Here is a 23,812-nt window from a genome sequence, read left to right as displayed (position 1 = left end):
CGCGATCCAGGGCAACCACCCGAGGGAGCGGAGCGGCCTGCCACGTCAGCAGGTCGGATCGGAGGATCCATGCGTCATCTGCGCTCGATCGTCGTCGGCTGCGCGGCAGCCGGCCTCACGGTCGCCACGCCGGGCATCGCCTCGGCGCACCCGAAACCGTCGCCGCCGAGGACCCTGTCGACCTCGGTGGGCGCACCGTTCAACCTGGAGGTCGACGGCCGGCGGGTCCTGATCGCCGACGGTGGGCCCGGCTACGTCGGGCAGCTGCAACGGAACGGCTCCGTCACGCCGGTCGTCGGCGACGTCCCCGGCGCGGCCGGGGTCGCGACCCGCGGCCACTGGCTGGCCTACACCTCCACGGTCACCCAGGAGGAGACGTTCGAGAACACCGCATCGGGGCTGCACGTCCGCCGGCCCGGCGGCCAGACCGTCTACGCCGACACCACGGCATACGAGGCCGCCCACAACCCGGACGGCGCGACCGAGTACGGCCCGCGCAGCACCGATCCGTGCGTGATCGACGTCGTCGGTCCGCGCTACAGCGGCATACTGGACTCCCACGCCTACTCGGTCGCCAGCTACCGGAACGGCTGGCTGGTCGCCGACGCCGGTGCCAACGACCTGCTCTCGGTGAGCGACAACGGCGCGATCAGCACCGTGGCGACATTCCCGGCGCAGCCCGCGACCGTCACCCAGGAGGCGGCCGATGCGATGGGTATGCCGTCGTGCATGGTCGGCGTGACCTACGACTTCGAGCCCGTGCCGACCGATGTCGAGGTCGGTCCGGGCGGCACCATCTACGTCACCACCCTGCCCGGCGGCCCGGAAGGACCGGAGCTGGGTGCGCGCGGTTCGCTGTGGAAGGTCAACCCCAGCACCCACTCGGTCACCAGGATCGCGACCGGCTTCGCAGGGGCGACCAACCTGGCGATCGGCAAGCACGGCGACATCTACGTCGCCGAACTCTTCGGCGGCAAGATCTCCGTCGTGAACCGGCACGGAGTGTCGACCTTGGTGAATCTGCCCGGCGTCGTCTCGGTCGAGACCGCAGCGAACGGCACGGTGTATGCCGGCACGATGGGGATGGATCAGTCCACTCCCGGCAGCATCGTGGAGATCGCGAACGGCAGGATCCACGCTCGACACCACGTCCACTGAGCGGGTAGGTCGGTGGGCGGCCGATTCCCTGGACTCCGCCCGCCGGCCTACCTTTCGTCCCGGATGCAGCCACCCAGCTGTGCCGGATCCGTCGTGGTGCCCCCGACGGGACTCGAACCCGCACTCCAGCGATTTTAAGTCGCCCGCCTCTGCCAATTGGGCTACGAGGGCGAGAGTCAGGCTACGCGTGGAGGTCGGTGCGGCCACGCGTCGGTCCGGCCCGCGCGGTGAACGACGATCGCCGACCGACCGTTTCTTTGACGTTAAATCGTAAATACAAATGCCGTTCAGGTAACTGTGCGATCATCGTTACGTGGACCGCCGTGAACTCCGTCGCGCGGACCCGCACGCGGGTCCGGTGCTCGGGGAAAGCCGCGCTCAGGTGCTGTCGGCGTTGCAGGGGCGCGCCGCGGCCACGTCGGTGACCGAGGTCGCACAGCAGGTCGGACTGCACCCGAACACGGCGCGCTTCCACCTCGACGGTCTGGTCCGGCAAGGACTGGCGGCGCGCGAGACGGAACAACGCGATGCTCCCGGCCGGCCGCGCACCCTCTACCGTGCCAGCGCGGAGAGCCCCCGTGGGGGACGTCGCAGTTACCGGCTGCTCGCCGAGATTCTCACCAGCTATCTGGCGACCCGGACGCCGCAGGCCAGCACGGCGGCGCAAGCTGCCGGGTCCGCGTGGGGACGGTTCCTCACCGATCGCCCCGCTCCGTTCCGGCAGGTCGACACCGCGTCCGCCATACGACAGCTCACCCAGCTCCTCGATGACGTCGGTTTCGCACCGGAGGCAACGACGGCCGGGGGCGAACAGCGGATTCTGTTGCACCACTGTCCGTTTCGCGAGGTGGCCGAAGAGCATCCCGAGGTGGCCTGCGCCGTGCACCTGGGTCTTATGCGCGGCGTGCTGTCCGAGCTGAACGCTCCTGTCGAGGCGGCTGCACTGGACGCGTTCGTCGAACCCGACCTGTGCGTGACTCGGCTAACGGATCGCCTGCCCGACGACCGGTGATCTGCACTGCACCGTCATCCCGGGCGTGCCTCAACACTCGCCGCTCGTCCGCGGTCAGCCCGCCCCAGATGCCGGCGTCCTCGCCGGTGGCCAGCGCGGCCGCCAGGCACTGCGCGGCCACGGGGCAGCGGCGGCAGATCTCCTTGGCCTGCTCGATCTCCCGCAACGCGGGGCCGCTGGTGCCGACCGGGAAGAAGAGCTCCGGGTTTTCACCTCGGCAGGCGGCGTGCTCTCGCCAGTCGTCCGCCATACCTTCTCTCCTCAGCCTCGGTGCACGTGTGTCGGCACGGGCTGTCACCCGGCTCCGTCGCGATAAAGGTGCAGCCAGTCGCCGCCGATCTGGGACACCCACGACAACGCCGGAGCGCCGTCCAACGGGGGGTAACGCCGGGCATCGCTCAGCACCGGCTCGACGTCGGCGTCGAGCCGAACAATCTCCTTGCCCAGCCGGCATACCGCATCGAGGCCGGTCAGCGTCGCGTCGTCGACCAGCAGCACAGGCAGTTCCGGTGCACCGAGTTCCTGCCACTGCGCGCGCCAGTCCCGGATCCGGCGGTACGCACCCGACGTGATCGGATCGCGATGCGGCCCCACGGCGTAGCCGAACTGCAGCAGCGGGTCGGCGGCCGCTCCGGACCGCAGCATCGGCCCGGCGAGCGGAGTGCGTAACACCGTCGGGCTCCCGATGTCCGCACCTTCGCGCCAATAGAGGTCGAAGAGCAGGCGTCGCACCTCGTCCGCCACTGCGGTGCCGTGCGCCTCCGCGTAGGCCGACACCGCCGCCTGGGTCTTGGGAACCACCGGCGGCAATCGCCAGGGCAACTGCTCACCGGGCAGCAGCAGTGGCGCCAGCGAGTCGAACCTGGATCGCAGCTCGTCCGCCCGTCGGGCGCCGGGGTCACCCATGACCGGCCGGTGCGGATCGCACTCGACGGCCCGCCAGTCCACCAGGACGGGCTCGGCGGACTCGGCGGGCGCTGGTGGTTGCGAGTGCGTCAACGCATCGACGCGGCGGCCGGCCAGGTAGCACTCCGGCTCCGTGAAGTCGGCGTAGACGACCAGGTTCACGACAGTCCTCCGATCCACCGGCGTGGCACGGCGCAGTGCGCCACTTCCTTTTTAACGAGTGTATTAGTTTTTATTAGCCGCGGGAAGACCTGCGCAGAGGATCACGTGGACGGAGCCGCTCAGGCGAGGCTGAGCGCTATCCCGTCGAGGATGTCGTGCTCGCTGGCGAGCACCGTGTCGATGCCGGCGACGTCCGCCACGCGGCGGACGATGGTGCGCCAGATCAATGCCCCGGAGCCGATGACGTCGATCCGGCCCGGATGCATGTAGCCCAGCGCCGCGCGCTGCTCGCGGGTGGCGTGGATCAGCGCATCGCAGGACGCCTCGACCAGGGCGACCGGCAGACGGGCGCCGTGGATGCGGTCGGCGTCGTAGGTCGTGAGGCCGAGCGCGTGCGCAGTGATCGTGGTGACCGAACCGGCCAGTCCGATCAGGGTGCCGGTCCGCTCCAGCGGCACGACCGCCGCGGCCTCGTCGATCGCCGCATGGATGTCGGTCAGCGCCGCATCGATCTCCGCGTCCGTCGGTGGGTCGCTGTGCAGGTGGCGTTCGGTGAACCGTACGCAGCCGATGTTGGTCGAGCGTGCGGCCTCGACGTCGCGGCTGCCGAGCACGAACTCCGTCGAGCCTCCGCCCAGGTCCACCACGAGGTATGGCGCGGGCGCTGACGCGTCCGCAACACTCGTCGCGCCTCGGAAACTCAGCCGTGCTTCGTCGTCACCGGTGATGACCTCGGGCTCGATGCCGAAACCGTTGAAGGCAGAAGCGATCCCGCGAGTGAAATCGGCGGCGTTGACCGCGTCCCGGGAGGCCGACGTCGCCACGAACCGCACTCGGTGCACGCTCGCCTCCGTGCACGCGGCGGCATACCGGGTCGCCACGTGCAGCGTGCGCTCCATCGCCTCGGGTGCAATGCGCCCGGTGACGTCGACACCTTGCCCGAGGCGCACGATCTCCATGGTGCGGACCACGTCGGTCAACGCGGTCCCATCGGTGTCGGCGATGAGCAGCCGGATGGAGTTGGTGCCGCAGTCGACCGCGGCGACGCGTGTCACGAGCGTTCGGGGGCGGCGTCGCAGCAACCGCCCTCCCACCAGGCCGGCAGTGCTGCCAGGGCTTCGTCGCCCAGCGGATTGACCCCGGGACCGACGGCCATGGCGTGCGCGACCAGCACGTGCAGACACTTCACCCGCTCCGGCATACCGCCGGCGGAGATGCCGTCGATCTCGGGCACCTCACCGAGCTCCGCGCGGCGGCGCAGGTAGTCCTCGTGTGCGCCGCGGTAGGCGGCCGCGAGCTGCGGGTCGGTGGCGAGGCGGTCGGTCATCTCGCGCATCATCCCCTGCGACTCCAGTGTGCCGATCGCCGCGGTGAGGCGCGGGCAGGTCGCGTAGAAGCTCGTCGGGAACGGTGTGCCGTCCGGCAGCCGGGGCAGCGTGCGCACCACGGCGGGGCAGCCGCACGGGCACCGTGCCGCGATCGCGACGACGCCGCGCGGCAGTCTGCCGAGCTGTTGCTCGACGACGTCCAGGTCCGCCGGGTCGACCGGCGGAAACGTCTCCTCGGTCACCGGATCAGTGCTCACCGGAGGCCACGACGGACTTCCACAGCGTGCCGTACCAGGTCTGCCGCGCCTCAGCCTGCTTCGCGGCGGCCTGCTGGGACTTCTGGTCGGTGACATAGACCGTCAACGTCTTGCCCGGTTTGGCGAAACCGAGCCGCTGACCCGCCTGCGCCGCGACGTAGTCGGGGTCGCTCCACTTGCGCTTGGTCTCCTGCAGTGAGGCGACATTCGCTTGCTGGGCGGCCACCTGCGCCTGCAGCCGCGACACGTGCTGCCGCTCGGAGATGTAGGAGCGCACCGTGGGCGCGATGACCACCGCGAGGAAGACGATCAGCGCACCGAGCACCGCCAGGCGGCGCATGGACCGCGGTGACCGCGGTGCCCGCACGGCGCGGCCGGCCGCCGACGCGGTGCGCACGGTCGTGGTGCGCGCCGCGCTCGACCGACGCCGACCGGCCGACGGCGCCGAGGGGCGTGATGTCGCGCGGGACCGTCCGGTTGCGGCCTTGCGCGAATCGCGTGTCACAAGTCGGCCTTTCGTTGCGTGCGTGTCGTCGGGGCGGGCGATCGGCTCAGGCCGTGAAGCGTGGGAACGCCCCGGCACCTGCGTAGACCGCCGCGTCGTCCAGCTCCTCCTCGATGCGCAGCAGCTGGTTGTACTTGGCGACGCGGTCGGAGCGAGCCGGTGCACCGGTTTTGATCTGACCGCAGTTGGTGGCGACCGCGAGGTCGGCGATCGTGGTGTCCTCGGTCTCACCGGAGCGGTGGCTCATCATGCACCGGAAACCGTTGCTCTGGGCGAGCGACACGGCGTCGAGGGTCTCGGTGAGCGTGCCGATCTGGTTGACCTTGACCAGCAGCGCGTTGGCCGTGCCGGACTGGATGCCCCGAGCCAGCCGCGTCGGGTTGGTCACGAACAGGTCGTCGCCGACGATCTGCACCTTCTCACCCAGCTCGTCGGTGAGGGTCTTCCAACCCTCCCAGTCCTCCTCGTGCAGCGGGTCCTCGATCGAGACCAGCGGGTAGGACGCGACCAGCTCTGCGTAGTAGGCGGTCATCTCGGCGGCGGACTTCCGGGCGCCCTCGAAGGTGTAGCTGCCGTCGGCGAAGAACTCGCTGGCGGCCACGTCGAGCGCGAGCGCGATGTCCTTGCCGGGGGTGTAACCGGCAGCCTTGATCGCGTCGAGGATCAGGTCGAGTGCGGCCCGGTTGGACTCCAGGTCGGGCGCGAAGCCGCCCTCGTCGCCCAGTCCGGTGGACAGCCCACGCTCCTTGAGCACGCCCTTGAGGGAGTGGTAGACCTCGGCGCCCCAGCGCAGCGCCTCCCGGAACGAGCCGGCGCCGATCGGCGCGATCATGAACTCCTGGATGTCGACGTTGGAGTCGGCGTGCGCGCCACCGTTGAGGATGTTCATCATCGGCACCGGCAGCAGGTGGGCGTTGGGTCCGCCGACGTAGCGGAACAACGGCAGGTCCGCGGACTCCGCGGCGGCCTGCGCCACCGCGAGGCTGACCCCGAGGATCGCGTTGGCCCCGATACGGCCCGTGTTGTCGGTGCCGTCGATGCCGATCATCTCCTGGTCGACCAACCGCTGCTCGCTGGCGTCATACCCGAGCACATGCGGGGCGATCTCCTCGGCGACGGCGTCGACGGCGTCCTGCACGCCCTTGCCCAGGTAGCGCTTCTTGTCGCCGTCCCGCCGCTCGACGGCCTCGAACTGGCCGGTGCTGGCACCGGAGGGGACCGCGGCCCGGCCGACCGTGCCGTCGTCGAGGGCGACCTCGACCTCGACGGTCGGGTTGCCTCGGGAGTCGAGGATCTCGCGGGCGAGCAGGGCGTCAATCGTGGCCACTTGGTGAGTCTCCTGGCGCATCGTCGGTGAGTCCGGCAGGCACGATGCCCGCGTCGCTTTCTGCGCCCAGACTATCGCCGAAGACGGCCGGATCCGGGAGGACCCGCTCACACCGGGCCAACCGTCCCGACGGCCGGACGATCGCAGGTTCAGGCGACGGCCGCGACCGCGCCGATGTCGGCGATCTCGGTCGCGTCCGCGTTGCCGCCGGTGCATACGACGGCGCAGCGCTGCGGGCGGTCGGTGTGCTGCAGCAGGCCGGCGAGTGCCGCGGCGCCGGCGCCCTCGGCCAGCGTGTGCGCGGCGGTGCTGAACAACCGCATCGCCGCCATGATCTGCGCGTCGTCCACCAGCAGGAAGTCGTCGAGCCTCCCGTGCATCACCGACAGCGGCAGCTGCGAGCCGCGGGAGGTCGCCACGCCGCTGAAACGGGTGCCGCACTCGGCCTGCTCCACGCGGCCACTGCGCCAGGAGTTGTATGCCGCGGGCGCGGCCGCGCTCTGCACGCCGATGATCCGGCAGCCGGGGGCCAGCTGGTCGCGGACCACGCACGCGCCGGCCGCGCCGGAACCGCTGCCGACCGGCACGTAGACGGCCTCCAGGTCGGGGTGCCGGCGCAGCAGCTCCAGATAGATCGTGGCGTGCCCGTGCACGATGGCCGGGTCGTCGCCCGGACTGACGAATCGCATGCCCCGCTCGGTCGCGAGCTGCACTGCGTGGTCGCACGACTCGCCCATCGTCGCCCCGTACCGGATGACCTCCGCGCCGAGCAGCTGTGTCGCGTGCGCTTTCTCCTCAGGCGCCGTCACCGGCATCACCACGATGGTGGGTGCCTTGGCGAGCCGGCCGGCATACGCCAGGCTCTGCGCGTGGTTGCCGGTCGACGCGCTGATCAGGCCGGCGCGACGCTCGTCCTCGGTCAGGTCCGCGGCGAGGGACACCCCACCTCGTACCTTGAAAGCGCCTGTCGGCTGGACGTTCTCGTGCTTGACGACGACCTCCGCACCGACTGCCTCATTGAGCGCTGGGTAGGTCCAGGACGGCGTCGGCGGCAGCTCGGCCGCGATCGCGTCGGCTGCGTGCAGGACTCCGGCGAAGGTCAGTGCGCTCATGCCGATCAGTGTGAGCGGTCCGCGTCCCATCGGTCCAATAGATGTTTTCTCGGAATGAGAACGACAACATCGATACATTGTCTGCATGCTCGATCTGCGTCGACTGCAGGCACTGGTCGCCGTCGCCCGCACCGGATCGGTGTCCGCGGCGGCCGAGGAGTTGCACTACGGCCAGCCGACCATCTCCCACCACCTGCGCCGGCTCGAGGCCGAGACCCACACGGTGCTGGTGCAGCGGGTCGGCCGCGGCATCCGGCTGACCGCGGAGGGCCCGGCGCTGGCACACCGCGCCGAGGAGATCCTCGCGCTCGGCAGGCGTGCCGAGGAGGAGCTGCAGCTGGCCGCCGGGCTGCGAGCCGGCCGTGTCCGGCTCGCGGCCTTCCCGTCCGCAGCCGCCACTCTGGTGCCGCCCGCGCTCACCTCGCTGCGGACCTCCGCGCCCGGTGTGGCCATCGAGCTGGTCGAGGCGGAACCGCCCGATGCCATCGAACTGCTGCGGGCCGGCCGGGTGGACCTGGCGATCACCTTCACGTATGACGACAGCGACGCCGAGCTGCTCAGCGCCGACACCGTGCTGACCGACCATCTCTACCTCGTCGAACCGGCCGGCGCACGGCGCCGGACCGCCGGGCGCGCGCTGCGCGCGCATCGTCATACGCCGTGGGTGGCAGGCTGCGAGCGGTGCCGGGCGCAACTGGTCCAGTTGTGCGCGGCGAGTGGGTACGAGCCCGAGATCAGCTTCGCGACCGACGACTACCTGGCCGTGCAGGCGCTCGTGGCCCAGGGCGCGCTGGTCAGCATCCTGCCCGGCCTCACGCTCGCCGTACACCGGCATCCCGGCGTGCGCGCCACCCGGCTGCCCGCCACCCGGCAGGTGCAGGTCGTCACCTACGGCGCACCGCCGCGCCCCCGGGCGGTCGACGCCGTGGCCGATGCCATCGTGGCCGCGGCCCGCGAGGTCGTGACACCGGACTGAGCGACGGAGACCGGATTGCGCTACCGCACGACCGCCGTCAGCAGTTCACCGCCCCGACACCGCGCATCGCCACGACGAGCGGCGTGGTGCCCGCCTCGGCCTCGATACCGTCAGCGGCGCCACCGCGGTCCGCGCTGCTGCGGTGGGCACTGACCTTGAACTTGCCCACGATCCGAGAGATCCGCAGCTCGACCCCGACGATCTTGTCGAGCTGTTCGGCGAGGTAGTCGGTGGGCGCCTGACCCATGTGCCACGCGTCATCGCGCCCCCGCTCCATCGCGCCGGTGAGCTTGGCGACCACGCCACGGGTCCAGCGCGGGTCGTCGTGTACGACGAGCTCGCCGTACACGTGCGCCACGAGGTAGTTCCAGGTCGGCACGACCCGGTGGTGCTCCCGCTTGGACGGATACCAGGTGGGCGACACGTAATGATCGGACCCGTTGAACACCACCAGCGTCTCCCCCTCGTGGTGGCCCTCGCGCCATACGTCGTTGGCCCGCGCGACGTGCCCGACCAGCCGGTCGTCGCCGCTCCCGCTCTCCAGCAGAAGCGGAATGTGGTTGGCGCTCAACGTGTTTCCGTCACTGGTCACGACCGTGGCAAGCGGCACGTCGGCGATCAGTCCGGCGATCTCGGCGGCGGACGTCGCTGCGTCGTGGGCGGGCAGATAGACCATGCGGTCATCGTGGCACTTCGGAGCCGTCGGCGCCCGGTCAGGCCGTCGGTCAGGGCGTCGGTCAGGGCGATGAGGTCCGGGCGACGCGGCGCAGTACGTCGCGCAGGGCGGCGTCGGCCGACGTTCCGGCAGCACGCGCCTCCGCCACCAGGGCGAGCAGCCGGCCACCGAGGTCCACCCTGTCGTCATACGCCAGTTGTATGCCGCGCCGGTCCGCGCGGGTCAGGACCTTCTCGGCCGTGAGCAACGGGGACAAGGACACCGGTATGCCGGCCAGCAGGTCGTCCTGGTCGCGGTCCGCCTTCTCCGCCGCCTTGATGCGCTCCCAGGACTGCTCGACCTCGTCCGGCGTGGTCGCGTCACCGTCGCCGAACACGTGCGGGTGCCGGCGGATGAGCTTGTCCACCAACCCCGCTGCGACCTGATCGATGTCGAAACCGGGGTCCTCGTCAGCGGCGATACGCGCATGGAAGAGCACTTGCAGCAGCACGTCGCCGAGTTCCTCGGCCACGTGAGCGGTGTCACCGATCTCGATCGCCTCGACCGTCTCGTGCGCCTCCTCGAGGAGATATTTGGCCAGCGATTCGTGCGTCTGCGCCGCATCCCAGGGGCAGCCGCCCGGCGACCGGAGGCTGTCCATGACCGAGACGGCGTCCAGCAGGCGTGCTCCCGGCAGGTCCCAGGACCCCACCAGCACCTCGATCTGCGGCGGCGACTCCAGCCGGGTGAGTTCCTCGGCCAGCGCGTCGGTCAGTCCGGGATCGGCATCGGGCGAGCCGATCCACACCACCGAGCCGGCTGCCGCCGCTTCGACCAGCGCGCGAGCGGCCGCGGCGGCCGAGTCGAACGGCATCGCCGTGACCTCGAGACCGGAGGCGGCAACGGTCGACGGCAACGGGTCGTCCACATCCGCGGCGAGCACCCGATCGGCGGTCTCGAGCGCGAGCCAGGCGTCCCGGGACATCAGCCCGGCCGGCACGCGGGGGCTGGTGACCAGGACGGTCAGCAACGGGTCGGCGCTCAACCCTGGCCTTGGGCCTGGCCCTGCGGCTGAGCCGCCTGGCCCGACGGCGTCGCCTTGATCCACGGATCGGAGTCGGCGACCATGCCCTTGCCCTTCTCCCAGGCGCCGTACCGCGGATTGACCGTGACGTCGCTCTTCTTGGTCAGTGCCTGCAGGCTGGCGTTGTCCAGGTCGCCGTTGTTGGCCAGGGTGCTGATCAGCGCATCGACCTCCAGCGCCTTCAACGCGACGTCGGACAGCTCGGCCTTGGGCTTCTGCGCCTGGATCTGGCTGGCCGTGATGGGCGACTGGCCCTTCTGCGCGGCATACTTCTCGACCTGCGGGCCGATCGCCAGCCGGCCGGCCACCACACCGGGATCCACCGGACCACCGACGAATGCGGAGATGTCCTTGGCCGCGGTCTGCAACTGATCGTTGGTCACCGTCTTGCCGTCATACGTCAGCGCGGTGCTGCCGTCGTGCATCACGCCGCTGCTCCCGCATCCTGCGAGCGCGAGGGTGCACAGCATTGCTGCGCCGCCCAGGGCGAATCGACCGCGACGGAAGCTCGGCATGGCAGATGGGCCTTTCTCGGTACGTTGTCGTCGTGGCGTGGAGCGACGCCACGCCTCATGCATCATGCCAGCCCGACCTGGGGCGACGCCGGTCCGGGTCGCGGGTCACGATGCAGCACCGGCGGCCGCCCCGATGTCGTCCAGCAGCACCGCCTTGATCAGCTGCGCGGCCCAGCGCAACACCTCGGTGTCGCGCAGCGGCTTGCCGCCGACGGGTGCCGTCTTGGGCTGCGGCACCAGGATCTGATGGATGGCGGGCTTGACCATCGTGCCCTTGTAGAGCCGCTCCAGCCGTAGTTGCTGGCTCTCCCGCAGGTCGACCGGCCCGAAACGCACCATCCGGCCCTGCACCGCGATGTCGCCGATGCCGGCCCGGCGCGCGATGACCCTCAGTCGCGCCACCTCGAACAGGTGCTGCACCGGCTCCGGCGGGGCGCCGTAGCGGTCGCGCAGTTCGGCCTCGATCTCTCCCAGCCCCGCCTCGTCCTCGACGGTGGCCAGCTTCTTGTAGGCCTCCAGCCGCAACCGCTCCCCCGGCACGTAGTCGTGCGGCAGGTGGGCATCGACCGGCAGCTCGATCTTGACCTCCGTGGGCGCCGCGGAGGTGCCGTCGCCCCGGAAGTCGGCGACCGCCTCGCCGACCATGCGGACATAGAGATCGAAGCCGACGCCGGCGAGGGGACCGGACTGCTCACCGCCCAGCAGGTTGCCGGCACCGCGGATCTCCAGGTCCTTCATCGCCACCTGCATGCCGGCACCGAGATCGGTGTGGCTGGCGATCGTCTGCAGGCGGTCGTGCGCGGTGTCGGTCAGCGGCTTCTCCGGCGGGAAGAGGAAGTAGGAGTAGGCGCGCTCGCGGCCGCGGCCGACCCGTCCGCGCAACTGGTGCAGCTGGGACAGGCCGAGCTGGTCGGCTCGGTCCACGATCAGGGTGTTGGCGTTGGAGATGTCCAGACCGGTCTCGATGATGGTGGTGCACACCAGCACGTCGAACTCGCGATCCCAGAAGGACGTGACGACGTCCTCCAGTCGATGCTCCGACATCTTCCCGTGCGCCGTCGCCACCCGGGCCTCCGGCACGAGCTCACGCAGCCGGGAGGCGACCTTCTCGATCGTGCCGACCTTGTTGTGGACGAAGAACACCTGCCCCTCGCGCATGAGTTCACGGCGTATGGCGGCGGCGATCTGCTTCTCCTCGTAGCCGCCGACGAAGGTCAGCACCGGATGACGTTCCTCCGGGGGTGTCGCCAGCGTCGACATCTCGCGGATGCCGGTCACCGCCATCTCCAACGTGCGCGGGATCGGGGTTGCGGACATGGCCAGCACGTCGACCGCGGTGCGCATCTGCTTCAGCTGCTCCTTGTGCTCCACACCGAAACGCTGTTCCTCGTCGATGACGGCCAACCCGAGGTCCTTGAACTTCACCTCGTTGCCGAGCAGGCGGTGCGTGCCGATGACCAGATCGACTGCTCCGGAACGCAACCCGTCGAGGACCTCACGCGCCTCGCGGTCGCTCTGGAAGCGGGACAGCGCCTTCACCACCACCGGAAAACCGGCATAGCGCTCGGTGAATGTCTGGTAGTGCTGCTTGACCAGCAACGTCGTCGGCACCAGCACCGCGACCTGCTTGCCGTCCTGGATCGCCTTGAACGCGGCCCGGATGGCGATCTCGGTCTTGCCGTAGCCGACGTCGCCGCAGATGAGGCGGTCCATCGGCACCGACTTCTCCATGTCGGCCTTGACCTCGTCGATGCTGCTGGCCTGGTCCGGGGTCTCGATGTAGGCGAACGCGTCCTCCAGCTCCCGCTGCCACGGGGTGTCCGGCCCGAAGGCGTGACCCTCGGTCGCCATACGGGCGGAGTAGAGCTGGATCAGCTCGGCCGCGATCTGCCGCACGTGCCGGCGGGCCCGCGATTTGGTGGTCTGCCAGTCGGATCCGCCCATCTTGTTCAGGGACGGCGCCTCGCCACCGACGTAGCGGGTGACCTGGTCCAGCTGATCGGTCGGCACGTAGAGCTGGTCGGCCGGCTGTCCCTTCTTGGCCGGTGCGTAGTCGATCACCAGGTATTCACGGGTGGCGCCACCGACGGTGCGCTGCATCATCTTGGCGAACCGTCCGACGCCGTGCTGCTCGTGCACCACGAAGTCGCCCGGGTGCAGCTGCAGCGGGTCGACGACGTTGCGCCGCCGCGACGGCATCTTGCGCATGTCCTTGGTGCTGCCGCCGTGGGTCGAGGAACCGGTGAGGTCGCCTTCGGTGAGCAGGACGAAATCGCTTGAGCCGAGCGTGAATCCGTGGCCCAGAGCACCTGTGGCGAGCTCGACCGAACCCGTCGCCAGGTCCTCGATCCGACGTGACGGCACGTCGTGGTCGCGGAGCACCTCCCCGATGCGGTGCCCCAGCCCGGGGCCCTCGGTGACGATCAGCACCCGGTTGCCCTCGCGGATCCAGTCGCGGATGTCCCCGATCGCCTGCTCGGTGTTGCCGCGGTAGAGCGGGACCTCTGCGGTGCCGAGGGTCACCTGCTCACCGGCCAGGGCGTCGTCCTCCTGGAACTGCGTGAGCTCGTCATCGCTGGCGAAGGACGAGAACGCCCACCAGGCAAGGCCTTCGGACAGTGCGTGGTCGCGCAGCTCCGGCAACGACCAGTAGGACGCGGTTCCGAGCACCGACTGCAGGTCGACCGGCACGGCGTTGCCGGCCGCCGCGTTGGCCCAGCTCGCGTCGAGGAACTCCGCACTGGTCGCGACCAGGTCATGGGCGCGCGTGCGCACGCGTTCGGGGTCCGCGACCAGGACGTGGGTGCCCTGCGGCAGCACGTCCAGCAGCGTCTCCATGCCTCCGGCGGTCCCACCGGCCAGCAGGATCGGCGCGAGCGACTCCATGCCCTCGACCGCGATCCCCTCGGCGACCTTCAGGAGCATGTCCTGCACGCCGGGCAGCTGAGTCGCCAAGGTGGCGGCGCGCGAGCGCACGTCCTCGGTGAGCAGCAGCTCGCGGCACGGCGGCGCCCACAGCCCGTGCTCGGCGACCTCCAGGCTGCGCTGGTCGGCAACCTTGAACCACCGGATCTCCTCGACCGTGTCTCCCCAGAACTCCACGCGGACGGGGTGTTCCTCGGTCGGCGGGAAGACGTCGAGAATGCCTCCGCGCACGGCGAATTCGCCGCGCCGTTCGACCAGGTCGGTGCGGGTGTATGCCGCCCCGGCCAACGCCTCGACGACATCCGGCAACAGGGCATCCTGCCCCACCCGCAACGACACCGGCGCCAGGTCGCCCAGCCCCTTCGCGATCGGCTGCATGAGCGCCCGGACGCTGGCGATGACCACGCTGATCTCGCCATACGTCTCGTCGCCGGCATCGGGATGCGCCAAGCGACGCAGCACGGCCAGGCGCCGGCCGACGGTGTCGCTGCGCGGGCTGAGGCGTTCGTGCGGCAGCGTCTCCCAGCTGGGGAACTCCACGACGCGTTCGGCGGGCAGGAAGCCGCGCAGACAGGCGGCGAGGTCCTGCGCTTCCCGGCCGGTGGCTGTCACGGCGAGCACGGTGCGTGCCGGACGGCCGGCCGCGCCCTGGGCCACCATCGCCGTCAGCGGGCCGCGAGCGCCCGGCGCACAGGCGATGTCGACGACGTTCGCGGTGCCGACGTGACTCATCAGCCGGGCGACGGCCGCGTCGCGTGCCAACAGGTCGAGGACGGGTTGCAAGCTCACCGGTGAGCAGCTCCTTCGGGCATCGTGGCCGCGCTCGCGGACACGCAAAAGGGCCCCGTTCGCGGGCGAGACGGGGTTGACGAGGTCAATTCTAGACGTGGCCGGCGACAGCCGCGGCGCCGCGACGGTTGCTCAGCGGGCGTGGACGATGTTCTGACTGTCCGTGAGCCCCTTGGTCATCAGCAGTTCGACGGCCTCGACGGCGTCGGGCACCAGGAAGTCCAACTCCTTGCGCTCGGTCGCGTTGAAGTCCTTCAGCACGTATGCCGCGGCGTCCATCCGGCCCGGGGGCCGGCCGATGCCGACCCGCACCCGCAGGTAGTCCTTGCTGCCGACCGACTTGCTGATCGACTTCAGGCCGTTGTGGCCGCCCTCGCCGCCGCCGCGCTTGAGCCGCAGGGTCGCGAAATCGATGTCGAGTTCGTCGTGCACCACGATGAGGTGTTCCAGCGGGACCTTGAAGAAGCGCAGCAGGCCCGCCACCGGGCCGCCCGACTCGTTCATGTAGCTGGTCGGCGTCGCGATGACCGCCGGCCGGCCGGCGACGTGCACCTGCGCGGCGAGCGCGCCGGCCTTGTGGGCCCGCAGCCCCGTGCCGGCGTCGGACGCCAGCCGGTCGATCACCATCGCGCCGACATTGTGCCGGTTGCCGGCGTACTTGGGGCCGGGGTTGCCGAGACCGACGATGAGGAACACGAGGACACGGTATACGGGCCGCCCGATCGACGACTTCATGACCCGATCCCCTGACGTTGCAATTAATCCGCGACGCATTCCGGGGTCGGATTTACTGACTCGGCCGAGGGGACTTCACCCAGGTTTTCACCGCAGTAATGAGGGGGCGGCCATTCGTTGTTCACCGATATCTCGGACGGTAGTCCCGCCGCAGTCGCGGCCGGTCGTGACCGCCGGAGGTGATGCCGCGATCAACCGTCCCCCGTCTCGTTCCGAGGGCACCGGGTCACACCCGTCCGCCACAGACCGGAGGTCACAGTTGATGGCTGCCAGAACCGCTGCCTCACCGCAGCCCGGAGTCGGCGCGGACCAGGTCTCGTCGTCGCTGATACTCCGCGTCGGCACCGACGTGCAGGCCATCGCCAGTGTCACCGAATCGATACAGCGGCACGGCCGGCGCTACCTGGATCGCATGTTCACCGCGCAGGAGGTCGAATCGTGCGGCGGCTACGACGCCGAACCGTACGTGCTCGCTCCGGGGCTGACGGCGCGGTTCTGTGCCAAAGAAGCCGTGCTGAAAGCGCTGCGGCCGCTCAGCATCATCCCCGAATGGCGCGACATCGAAATCGTCCGGATGCCCGGCGGGTGGGTGGGCGTGCGACTGGTCCGCGGCGCCAAGACACTCGCCGAGGACAACCAGCTGCTCAATTTCGAGATATCGCTCTCGCACGACCGGGAGGTCGCCGTGGCGACCGCCGTCGCCATCGGCTTCCGCGAACCGGAGGACGACCGATGACTGCCCCGACAGCTGGGCGTGGCGCTCGGACCATCGGCGACCACCAGCGACGACGTTCGAATCTTCGATAGGGAGGACTCAGCAATGGAAACACGCATCAAGTCGGTCCTGGCGGCATACGGCCGATTGCCCCGTCCGGTCGAGGAACTCGGCCGCGAGGACGACCTCTACCGGGCAGGACTCACCTCACATGCCAGCGTCAACGTCATGCTCGGCCTGGAGGACGAGTTCGACATCGAATTCCCGGACTCGATGCTGCGCAAGAGCACTTTCGAATCAATCATCGCAATCGAATCGGCGCTGCGCGAGCTCACCGATCAGACGCAGCTACCTGCCTGAAGCCGGAGGATCGCATGTCCAGCATTGCCGAGACCGTCGTCGCCCCCACCAGCCTGTCACCGGTCGAGATCGCGTCCGCGATCGCCGCGGACGTCGCCGCGCCGGCGGCCGAATCGGTCGACCGGGAGTCGCGTTTCCCCTCCGAGGCGATCGGGGCGATGCGGGATGCCGGCATGCTCGGCGCGCTCATACCCGTCGCCGACGGCGGGCTCGGGTGGTCACTGGAGGATGTCGCCCGGTCGATCACCGAGCTGGCCAAGGGCTGCTCGTCGGCCGCGATGGTCTACGCGATGCACCAGATCCAGGTCGCCTGCCTGGTGCGGCACGGCAGCAACGCGGCGCTGCGCGAATTCACCCGCCGCGTCGCCGCCGAGGGGCTCCTGCTCGCGTCCGCGACCACCGAGGTCGGCATCGGCGGCAACGTCCGCAACAGCAGTTGCGCGGTCGAGACCGACGGCGACCGCTTCTCATTGACGAAGCAGGCCCCGGTCATCTCCTACGGGCAGCACGCCGACGCCATACTGGCCACCGCCCGGCGCACGCCGAACAGCCCACCGAACGATCAGGTGCTCGTGCTGTGCCGAGGCGAGAACGTCACGCTGGAGCCGAAATCCGGCTGGGACGCGCTCGGTTTCCGCGGCACCTGCAGTCTCGGCTTCGTCCTGTCGGTGACCGGTGACCTCGAGGACGTCCTGCCGGTCCCGTACGGCGACATCTCCTCGCAGACGATGCTGCCGGTCTCCCACATCCTGTGGTCGTCTCTCTGGTTCGGGATCGCCAGCGCCGCGAGCGACAAGGCGCGTCGCTTCGTGCAAGCGGCCGCGCGCAAGAACCCGGATGTGACACCGCCCAACGCGTTGCGGCTGGCCGAGCTGACCACGGTGCTGCAGCAGTTCCAGGACCTGGTCATCGCCGCCCGCGATCGTTACACCGCGATCGCCGAGGACCAGTCGCAGACGACGTCGATCGGCTTCGCGATCAACATGAACTCCCTGAAGGTCTCGGCTTCCACACTCGTCGTCGACGTCGTCCAGCGAGCCCTGCTGATCTGCGGGATGGCGGGTTACGCCAACCACAGCCCGTTCACGCTCGGGCGGCTGCTGCGCGATGCGTATGGCGCCCAGTTGATGGTCAACAACGATCGCATCAACGCCAACAACGCCCAACTGCTGCTCGTGTCACGGGGTTGAGAACAATGGTCCAGCACACGACTCTCGCCACCGACCGGCTGGCGGCACAACGTGAATTCCGCACGGAGCTGATCGATTCCGGCGTGCTGGTCGCGACCTCGGTCGACGGTCTCTATCAGCGCTCGGCGGTCTTCGAGTCCGTGGTCCGCGGTCTCGAACGTCGGGTGTCGGCCGAGGGCGCCGACCGGTACGAACCGCTGCTGTTCTTCCCGCCGGTGCTGCCGCGGGACGTGTTCGTCCGCAGCGACTACCTGCGTTCCTTCCCCGACCTGACCGGGTCCGTGGACACCTTCGTGGGCGACGATCGTGACCATGCCGAGTTGCTGCAGGCGCTGGACTCGGGTGCGGACTGGACGCAGTACCTGACGCCCGCCGAGGTGATGCTGTGCTCGGCGGCCTGCCACCCGCTCTACCCGAGCCTGACGGGCACCTTGCCGGTGGGCGGCCGGCGGATGGAGGTGCAGGGGTTCTGCTTCCGCCACGAACCGAGCATCGACCCGGCTCGGATGCAGGTCTTCCGCCAGCACGAGTTCGTCGCCGTGGGCGACCCGGAGGTCTGTGTCGCGCACCGGGAGGAGTGGCTCGAGCGGGCGCTGCGCATCCTTGGCGGTCTGGGTCTTGCGGTTCGCAAGGTCGTCGCCAACGACCCGTTCTTCGGACGCGCCGGCCGCATGCTGGCAGCGAACCAGCGTGACACCGCCCTGAAGTACGAGATCGTCTGCCCGATCACCTCCGCGGAGTTCCCGACAGCGATCGCCTCGGGCAATTACCACATCGACCACTTCGGCGGGCCGTTCTCGATCCGCACCGCCGACGGCGACACGGCGCACTCGGCCTGCATCGGCTTCGGGATGGAACGGATCACCCTGGCACTGTTGAAGACCCACGGCCTCGACCCGCAGTGCTGGCCGAGCACGGTGCGGACGCAGCTGGCACTATGACCATCCACCGCTGGCCCGCCGCCGAGGGACCGCCCTCGGTGACCACGCAGCTGCTGCCGGTGCGCGCCGACGACTACCGGACCCATGCACTGCACTCGACCGACCGGATCTGGACCGAGACCAACTGCTACGTCGACGTCTGGTGGGAGGTGCTGCACTGCCTCGGACTGGACCCGATGGTGGCCGGCGCCTTCGCAGTCGGCGCAGACTTCGAGGGCGACCAATGGACCTTCTTCAAGTACCCCGAGGGGGACCTGCGGCGTGCATATGGAATCGACGTGCATGAGATGAACCCCTGGCGCGGCGTGCTCGAGCACGTCGTCGAACAACTCTCGCTCGGTCGGTTGATGACCGTCGAGGCGGACTCCTTCCACCTGCCGGACACACGAGGGGTCGCGTACCAACTCGAGCACGTCAAGTCGACGATCGTGCCGAATGCGGTGGATGTCGCGGGCCGGTTCCTCGGCTACTTCCACAATGCAGGCTACTTCGAGCTGCAGGGCGACGACTTCGACGGCGTCTTCCGGCGGGGCGAGCATGCAGCGTCCGGCGCCCTGCCGCCATACACGGAGATCATCCGGCTCGAGGGGATGCACCGGCTGGCCGACCGGCAGGCGACCGCACTGGCCGTGGACCTGCTCGCCGAGCACATCGCGCGAGCACCGGTCGACAACCCGGTCACCCGCCTGGCGGGACGGATGACGACCGACCTGCCCTGGTTGCGGAACCAGCCACCGGAGACGTTCCATCTGTGGGCATTCGGGACCGTGCGGCAGTGCGGAGCATCCGCCGAGACCGCGGCGTCGTTCCTGACCTGGCTCGCCGACCGCGGTGGTCCGGCCGATGCCCGTGCGGCTGCCGAGCCGTGGATGAACCTCGCGGACCAGGCCAAGTCCTTGCAGTTCGCGCTTGCTCGTGTCGCTCGCGGCCGAACGATCGATCTGCGGCAGAGCATGCACCAGATGGCTCACGAGTGGGAGCGGGCCCGCACCCTCACCGCGGCGTTGGTCGGGTCGTGAACGCTGCGGCCGATCTGCTCGCCGGCGCCTCATGGGAGTGCGCTGCCGCAGCTGTGGGGTCCACGGATGCGCCCGGGCACGGCTGGACGCCCGCGCACGTGCCCGGGACCGCGGCGCACGCGCTCGTGCTGGCCGGGGACCCGGGTGCGCTGGCGCGCGACTACGACAACGAGGACTGGTGGTGGCGCTGCGAGTTCGTCACTGACAGAGCAGGCCGCTACACCCTGGTCAGCGACGGGCTGGCGACGTATGGCGAGGTGCTGATCGACGACGAGCCCGTGCTGGAGACCCGCAACATGTTCGTCGGTCAGCGCGCCGAGATCAGGCTCGACAAGGGCGCTCACCTGCTCCACATCCACTGCCGCTCGCTCCAACCCGTGCTGGCCCGACGCCATCCCCGGCCGCGGTGGAAGAGCCCCGATCTGGTGCACCAGAACCTGCGCTGGATCCGCACCTCGCTGGTCGGTCGCCAGGTCGGCGGGGTCCCGGCTCCGGCCCCCGTCGGCCCGTGGCGACCGCTCACCCTGCATCGTGCGGACGACCGCCACGCCCGGACGACCGCGCTGCGGGCCGATTGCGCTCCGGATGGGTCGGGGACCGTCCAGGTCACCGTCGAGGTCACCGGCATCGGCAGCACTGCACCCGTGGAGATCCGGGTCGGGCACGTCGCCGCGCCCTGTGACGTCACCCGGCGGCGCAACGCCGCCGTCGTCAGCGCCCGGGTCCACCTGCCACACGTCGAACGCTGGTGGCCGCACACACATGGCGACCAGCCGCTCTACGACGTCGTCCTCGTCGCGGGGCAGACCGAGTTGCCGGTCGGACGCGTCGGCTTCCGCACGGTCGCGGTCGACCGCACCGACGGCGCCTTCACATTGCTGGTCAACGACACCCCGATCTTCACCCGTGGCGCCTGCTGGTCACCGACCGACCCCGTCTCCCTGCAGGACGGGCCGGTGCGGCAGCAGCTGCACACGGTGCGCGACGGCGGGCACAACATCGTGCGCGTCAGCGGCACCGGTGTCTATCCCAGCACCGACTTCCTGGACCACTGCGACGACCTGGGCCTGTTGGTCTGGCAGGACTGCATGCTGGCGTTCTTCGACGCGCCCGATGACGTGGACTTCGCGGCCGATCTGCGCGCGGAGGTCGAGCACCTGCTGCGGGCCTTCGGCGGACGGCCCTGCCTGGCAGTGCTGTGCGGGAGCAGTGACGCCGAGGAACAGGCCGCCTATCTCGGCCTGCCACCGGACCGGTGGGTCGCGTCGGTCGCGGCACAGGACATTCCGCAGCTGGTCGAAGAGTTGGCACCCGGCACGCCATACGTGCGTAGCTCGCCCGGCGAGAGCCCCCTGCCCAGCATGGTCAGCTCCGGGCCCTCCCACTACTACGGCGTCGGCGCCTACCTCCGGCCGACAACCGACGCCCGCCGCGCGGGAGTGCGGTTCGCCTCCGAGTGCCTGTGTATGGCGTGCCCGGCCGATGTCGAGGACAGTGTCGACGGCGTCCTGGCGCACCGCCGGCTCGGGCACCATCCCTCGTGGAAAGCGTTGATCCACAGGGATGCCCAGTCGTCGTGGGATCTGGAGGACGTTCGAGAGTGGTACACCCGCCACCTCTTCGGGCTCGACCCGATCGAGCTGCGCCGGTCCGACGGCGCCCGCGCTGCAGCGGTCGCGCGAGCAACCGTCGCCACTGTCTTCGACGATGTGCTCTCCGAATGGCGTCGGCCCGGCTCCACCTGCGCCGGTGCGATCGTCTTCGAGGGTCACGATGTCGGCTTCGGCGGCGGGATCGGCATCGTCGACGGGCACGGCCGGCCCAAGGCACCGTGGTACGTGATGCGGCGGTTGATGCAACCGGTCGCCGTGATGATCACCGACGAGGGCGTCAACGGGCTCGGCATACACGTCGCCAATGACGGCCCGCGCACCTGGGACGGGACGCTCCGTGTCGACCTGGTCCAGGACGGGGAGCACATCGCCGATGCGATCACCGTTCCCGTACGAGCGCCCGCACCGGGAACCACGGTCGATCTGGCGGCGGCGCTCGGCGGCTTCCGGGACATCAGCTATGTGCACCGCTTCGGTCCTCCGGCGTATGACGTCGTCGCGGTGACCCTCGTCGCAGCGGACGGCTCCGAGGTCTCCCAGGCGAGTTTCGTGGCCGGCGAACGGTTGCGGCCGGTGGACGCCCACCTCGGGCTGGCGGCGACAGCCCGCCAGGATGCCTCGCGGCAATGGGTGCTGGACGTCTCCGCTGCCCGTTTCGCGCAATGGGTGCAGGTGTGCATCGACGGTTGGCAACCGGAGGACAGCTGGTTCCATCTGTTGCCCGGTGTGCCGCGGTCGGTGCCGCTGCACCGCCGGGCCGACGCGCTGCCGGGTCCGCCGCGCGGCGACGTCACCGCGCTGAACGCCGTGCGCTCGACTCGGATCGAGGTGGCGATGTGATCGACACCCCCACCTGGTTCGGACCGGCGGACCGTGCCTTGTTCGGGTGGTTCTGCACGCCCGACTCCGGTTGCGCCGACTACGGCGTCCTGCTGTGCCCGCCGATCGGGGAAGAGGAACACAACGCCCACGAGACGATCCGTCGTACGGCCTGGGGCCTCGCCGGGAAGGGGATCGCGACACTGCGTTTCGACTATCACGGCACCGGCGACTCGATGGGCCGCTGGACCGACGAGGGCCGCGTCGCGGCGTGGTTGACCAGCATCACCGATGCGTACGACGCCCTGCGCGCAACCGGTGTCCCACAACTGGGCGGGCTCGGGATGCGTGTGGGCGCAACACTTCTCGCGACCGCACTGGCCCGTGGCGCCATTGATCAGAACCTCCTGGTCCTGTGGGACGCGTGCAGCGGCAAGAGCATGCTGCGGGAAGGCCTGGCGCGCAGCCCGGGCGCCACCGAACGCCACGACGGATCGATCGAGACACCGGGCTACCTCTATGCCCCGCAGACCGTCATGGATCTGCACACCATCGACCCCGCCACACTGGACGCCGGCATCGTGGCCGACACGGTGCTGGTGCTCAACCGTGACGACCGGCCGGCGCCGCGCGGACTGCGTCGGCGGCTGCCGCCCTCGGACCGAGTGCACTGGCAGACCTGCTCCGGCATGTCCGACATGCTCGACGTCCCGATGGACAAGAACACCGTGCCGGATGCCGCGGTCGAGCAGGTCGTCGGGTGGATCGAACAACACGTCGAACGTGGCGAGCCCGCGACACTGAAGATCCCGTGCGCCACGGTCGACCTGCCCCAGCATGACGGTCCCACGGTGATCGAGTCGGCGATCCGGCTCGGCGACGTGGGCCTGTTCGGCATCTGCACCGAACCGGCCGAGCGAACGCGCGGAGTGACGGTCGTCTTCGTCAATGTCGCCAACGACCGACAGACCGGTCCCGGACGTCGATGGGTCGACATGGCGCGGGCACTCGCTGCGGACGGCTTCCGGTGCATCCGGCTCAGCCAGTCCGGCACCGGTGACAGTCCGACCGGGCAGGGACAGACCTTCGGCGATCTGTACTGTCCGCAGTGGCTCACCGACCTGCCGGACGCGCTGTCCGATCCACTGGTGTCCGGGACGCTCGGCGCTGAGCGAATCGCGTTGGTCTCGTTGTGTTCCGGTGCGTACAGCGCGCTCGAGGCGGCGATGCGTGTCCCGGTCGCGGTCGTCTACCCGATCAACGTCATCCTGACCATCTACGACACCAGTCGTGGCCAGCGGCTGCACAGCGACGAGCGGCTGGTGGCCCGACCGGTCGGCCATGCCTTCCTGCCCCGTTCGATGCCGTGCTCGGCCGCCGTCGCGCGCAGGCGGCTGATCGCATGGCGGGTCTACCGGCAGGTCGCCGTGCGGAACGCACCGCTTTCCGCCATACACAGCCTGATCCGCCGTGGTACGGCGGTCGTGCTGCTGATGAGTCCGGACGACGGACGACATTTCTGGGAGTCGGCCTTCTGGTCCGGGCTCTTCTCCTGGCGCTGGCGGCGGGCCGGAATGTTCCGGCTGCCGATCGATGAGCGGATCGACCACCCGCTCATGACTCAGGACGGCCAACAGGCCGTGGTCACCTTCATCCATCGGGACCTTCGTGACCGCTTCCCGAGCGGGTAGTACGCGTCCCGGGCCAAG

At 69.8% G+C, this 23,812-nt stretch carries 21 protein-coding genes, 1 tRNA gene and 1 pseudogene; 10 read left to right on the top strand and 13 right to left on the bottom strand.

Translation table 11 applies throughout. The annotated features are described in order from the left end of the window. The first annotated feature begins 69 nt into the window (after window positions 1-69). Entirely contained in the window at window positions 70-1,158 is a 1,089-nt protein-coding gene (locus tag ACTHL4_RS00800; RefSeq protein ID WP_440280824.1) for a ScyD/ScyE family protein, read from the top strand. Window positions 1,159-1,252: 94 nt separating this feature from the next. Here ACTHL4_RS00800 and ACTHL4_RS00795 read toward each other — a convergent pair. After that, window positions 1,253-1,329 (bottom strand) — tRNA-Leu (locus ACTHL4_RS00795). Between the two features lie 142 nt (window positions 1,330-1,471). Between ACTHL4_RS00795 and ACTHL4_RS00790 the strand changes: the two genes are divergently transcribed. Further along, entirely contained in the window at window positions 1,472-2,170 is a 699-nt protein-coding gene (locus ACTHL4_RS00790; RefSeq protein ID WP_440280823.1) for a helix-turn-helix transcriptional regulator, read from the top strand. A gap of 28 nt (window positions 2,171-2,198) precedes the next feature. On the opposite strand, the pseudogene ACTHL4_RS00785 reads toward ACTHL4_RS00790, so the two are convergent. From ACTHL4_RS00785 to ACTHL4_RS00755, 7 genes and pseudogenes are all read right to left on the bottom strand, one after another. After that, a pseudogene (locus ACTHL4_RS00785) lies at window positions 2,199-2,420 on the bottom strand (WhiB family transcriptional regulator); the annotation flags it as partial. Between the two features lie 44 nt (window positions 2,421-2,464). After that, complete coding sequence (locus ACTHL4_RS00780; RefSeq protein ID WP_440280822.1) at window positions 2,465-3,238, bottom strand: DsbA family oxidoreductase; 774 nt, start codon at window positions 3,236-3,238, stop codon at window positions 2,465-2,467. Window positions 3,239-3,357: 119 nt separating this feature from the next. Next, window positions 3,358-4,293 carry a Ppx/GppA phosphatase family protein gene (locus ACTHL4_RS00775; protein WP_440280821.1) on the bottom strand — a complete coding sequence of 312 codons (936 nt, stop codon included), beginning with the start codon at window positions 4,291-4,293 and terminating at the stop codon, window positions 3,358-3,360. Further along, the gene (locus ACTHL4_RS00770) at window positions 4,290-4,823 is read right to left on the bottom strand and encodes a DUF501 domain-containing protein (RefSeq protein ID WP_440280820.1); all 534 of its coding nucleotides are present in this window, start codon (window positions 4,821-4,823) and stop codon (window positions 4,290-4,292) included. The genes ACTHL4_RS00775 and ACTHL4_RS00770 overlap by 4 nt, the downstream gene beginning before the upstream one ends. Continuing rightward, window positions 4,813-5,163 (bottom strand): septum formation initiator family protein, encoded by a 351-nt coding sequence (locus ACTHL4_RS00765; protein WP_440280819.1) that lies wholly within the window; start codon window positions 5,161-5,163, stop codon window positions 4,813-4,815. Before ACTHL4_RS00765 ends, ACTHL4_RS00770 begins: the two co-directional genes overlap by 11 nt. A gap of 211 nt (window positions 5,164-5,374) precedes the next feature. Then, window positions 5,375-6,655 carry a phosphopyruvate hydratase gene (eno, locus tag ACTHL4_RS00760; RefSeq protein ID WP_440280818.1) on the bottom strand — a complete coding sequence of 427 codons (1,281 nt, stop codon included), beginning with the start codon at window positions 6,653-6,655 and terminating at the stop codon, window positions 5,375-5,377. 149 nt (window positions 6,656-6,804) lie between these two features. Then, window positions 6,805-7,767, bottom strand: a complete 963-nt coding sequence (locus ACTHL4_RS00755; RefSeq protein WP_440280817.1) for a threonine ammonia-lyase — start codon at window positions 7,765-7,767, stop codon at window positions 6,805-6,807. Between the two features lie 85 nt (window positions 7,768-7,852). On the opposite strand from ACTHL4_RS00755, the gene ACTHL4_RS00750 reads away from it, so the two are divergent. Continuing rightward, window positions 7,853-8,743, top strand: coding sequence for a LysR family transcriptional regulator (locus tag ACTHL4_RS00750; RefSeq protein ID WP_440280816.1), 891 nt, complete (start codon window positions 7,853-7,855; stop codon window positions 8,741-8,743). A gap of 37 nt (window positions 8,744-8,780) precedes the next feature. Here ACTHL4_RS00750 and ACTHL4_RS00745 read toward each other — a convergent pair whose 3' ends face one another. The 5 genes from ACTHL4_RS00745 to pth all read right to left on the bottom strand — a co-directional run bounded on the left by ACTHL4_RS00745 (window position 8,781) and on the right by pth (window position 15,446). Then, window positions 8,781-9,419, bottom strand: a complete 639-nt coding sequence (locus ACTHL4_RS00745; RefSeq protein WP_440280815.1) for an FMN-binding negative transcriptional regulator — start codon at window positions 9,417-9,419, stop codon at window positions 8,781-8,783. 61 nt (window positions 9,420-9,480) lie between these two features. Then, window positions 9,481-10,443 carry a MazG family protein gene (locus ACTHL4_RS00740; RefSeq protein ID WP_440280814.1) on the bottom strand — a complete coding sequence of 321 codons (963 nt, stop codon included), beginning with the start codon at window positions 10,441-10,443 and terminating at the stop codon, window positions 9,481-9,483. After that, window positions 10,440-10,997 carry a hypothetical protein gene (locus ACTHL4_RS00735; RefSeq protein ID WP_440280813.1) on the bottom strand — a complete coding sequence of 186 codons (558 nt, stop codon included), beginning with the start codon at window positions 10,995-10,997 and terminating at the stop codon, window positions 10,440-10,442. The genes ACTHL4_RS00740 and ACTHL4_RS00735 overlap by 4 nt, the downstream gene beginning before the upstream one ends. A gap of 105 nt (window positions 10,998-11,102) precedes the next feature. Beyond that, window positions 11,103-14,654, bottom strand: coding sequence for a transcription-repair coupling factor (gene mfd / locus ACTHL4_RS00730; protein WP_440280835.1), 3,552 nt, complete (start codon window positions 14,652-14,654; stop codon window positions 11,103-11,105). Between the two features lie 189 nt (window positions 14,655-14,843). Further along, window positions 14,844-15,446 carry an aminoacyl-tRNA hydrolase gene (gene pth, locus ACTHL4_RS00725; protein ID WP_440280812.1) on the bottom strand — a complete coding sequence of 201 codons (603 nt, stop codon included), beginning with the start codon at window positions 15,444-15,446 and terminating at the stop codon, window positions 14,844-14,846. Between pth and ACTHL4_RS00720 the strand changes: the two genes are divergently transcribed. The 7 genes from ACTHL4_RS00720 (at window position 15,397) to ACTHL4_RS00690 (ending at window position 23,794) form a co-directional block, all read left to right on the top strand. Then, the gene (locus ACTHL4_RS00720; RefSeq protein ID WP_440280811.1) at window positions 15,397-16,182 is read left to right on the top strand and encodes a holo-ACP synthase; all 786 of its coding nucleotides are present in this window, start codon (window positions 15,397-15,399) and stop codon (window positions 16,180-16,182) included. The genes pth and ACTHL4_RS00720 overlap by 50 nt on opposite strands. An 84-nt stretch (window positions 16,183-16,266) precedes the next feature. Further along, complete coding sequence (locus ACTHL4_RS00715) at window positions 16,267-16,521, top strand: acyl carrier protein (RefSeq protein ID WP_440280810.1); 255 nt, start codon at window positions 16,267-16,269, stop codon at window positions 16,519-16,521. A 14-nt stretch (window positions 16,522-16,535) separates the two neighbouring features. Further along, window positions 16,536-17,711 carry an acyl-CoA dehydrogenase family protein gene (locus ACTHL4_RS00710; RefSeq protein ID WP_440280809.1) on the top strand — a complete coding sequence of 392 codons (1,176 nt, stop codon included), beginning with the start codon at window positions 16,536-16,538 and terminating at the stop codon, window positions 17,709-17,711. Window positions 17,712-17,716: 5 nt separating this feature from the next. Further along, complete coding sequence (locus ACTHL4_RS00705; protein ID WP_440280808.1) at window positions 17,717-18,652, top strand: amino acid--[acyl-carrier-protein] ligase; 936 nt, start codon at window positions 17,717-17,719, stop codon at window positions 18,650-18,652. A gap of 38 nt (window positions 18,653-18,690) precedes the next feature. Further along, the gene (locus tag ACTHL4_RS00700; protein WP_440280807.1) at window positions 18,691-19,671 is read left to right on the top strand and encodes a DUF1839 family protein; all 981 of its coding nucleotides are present in this window, start codon (window positions 18,691-18,693) and stop codon (window positions 19,669-19,671) included. Continuing rightward, window positions 19,668-22,124 carry a glycosyl hydrolase 2 galactose-binding domain-containing protein gene (locus tag ACTHL4_RS00695; protein WP_440280806.1) on the top strand — a complete coding sequence of 819 codons (2,457 nt, stop codon included), beginning with the start codon at window positions 19,668-19,670 and terminating at the stop codon, window positions 22,122-22,124. The genes ACTHL4_RS00700 and ACTHL4_RS00695 overlap by 4 nt, the downstream gene beginning before the upstream one ends. Continuing rightward, window positions 22,121-23,794 (top strand): hypothetical protein, encoded by a 1,674-nt coding sequence (locus ACTHL4_RS00690; RefSeq protein ID WP_440280805.1) that lies wholly within the window; start codon window positions 22,121-22,123, stop codon window positions 23,792-23,794. Before ACTHL4_RS00695 ends, ACTHL4_RS00690 begins: the two co-directional genes overlap by 4 nt. Window positions 23,795-23,812: the final 18 nt, after the last annotated feature.

It is taken from the genome of Flexivirga sp., from assembly GCF_051955415.1.
Taxonomy (GTDB): Bacteria; Actinomycetota; Actinomycetes; order Actinomycetales; family Dermatophilaceae; genus Flexivirga.
Note: the sequence above shows the minus strand (reverse complement) of the source record. Positions and strands in the feature narration are given on the sequence as shown.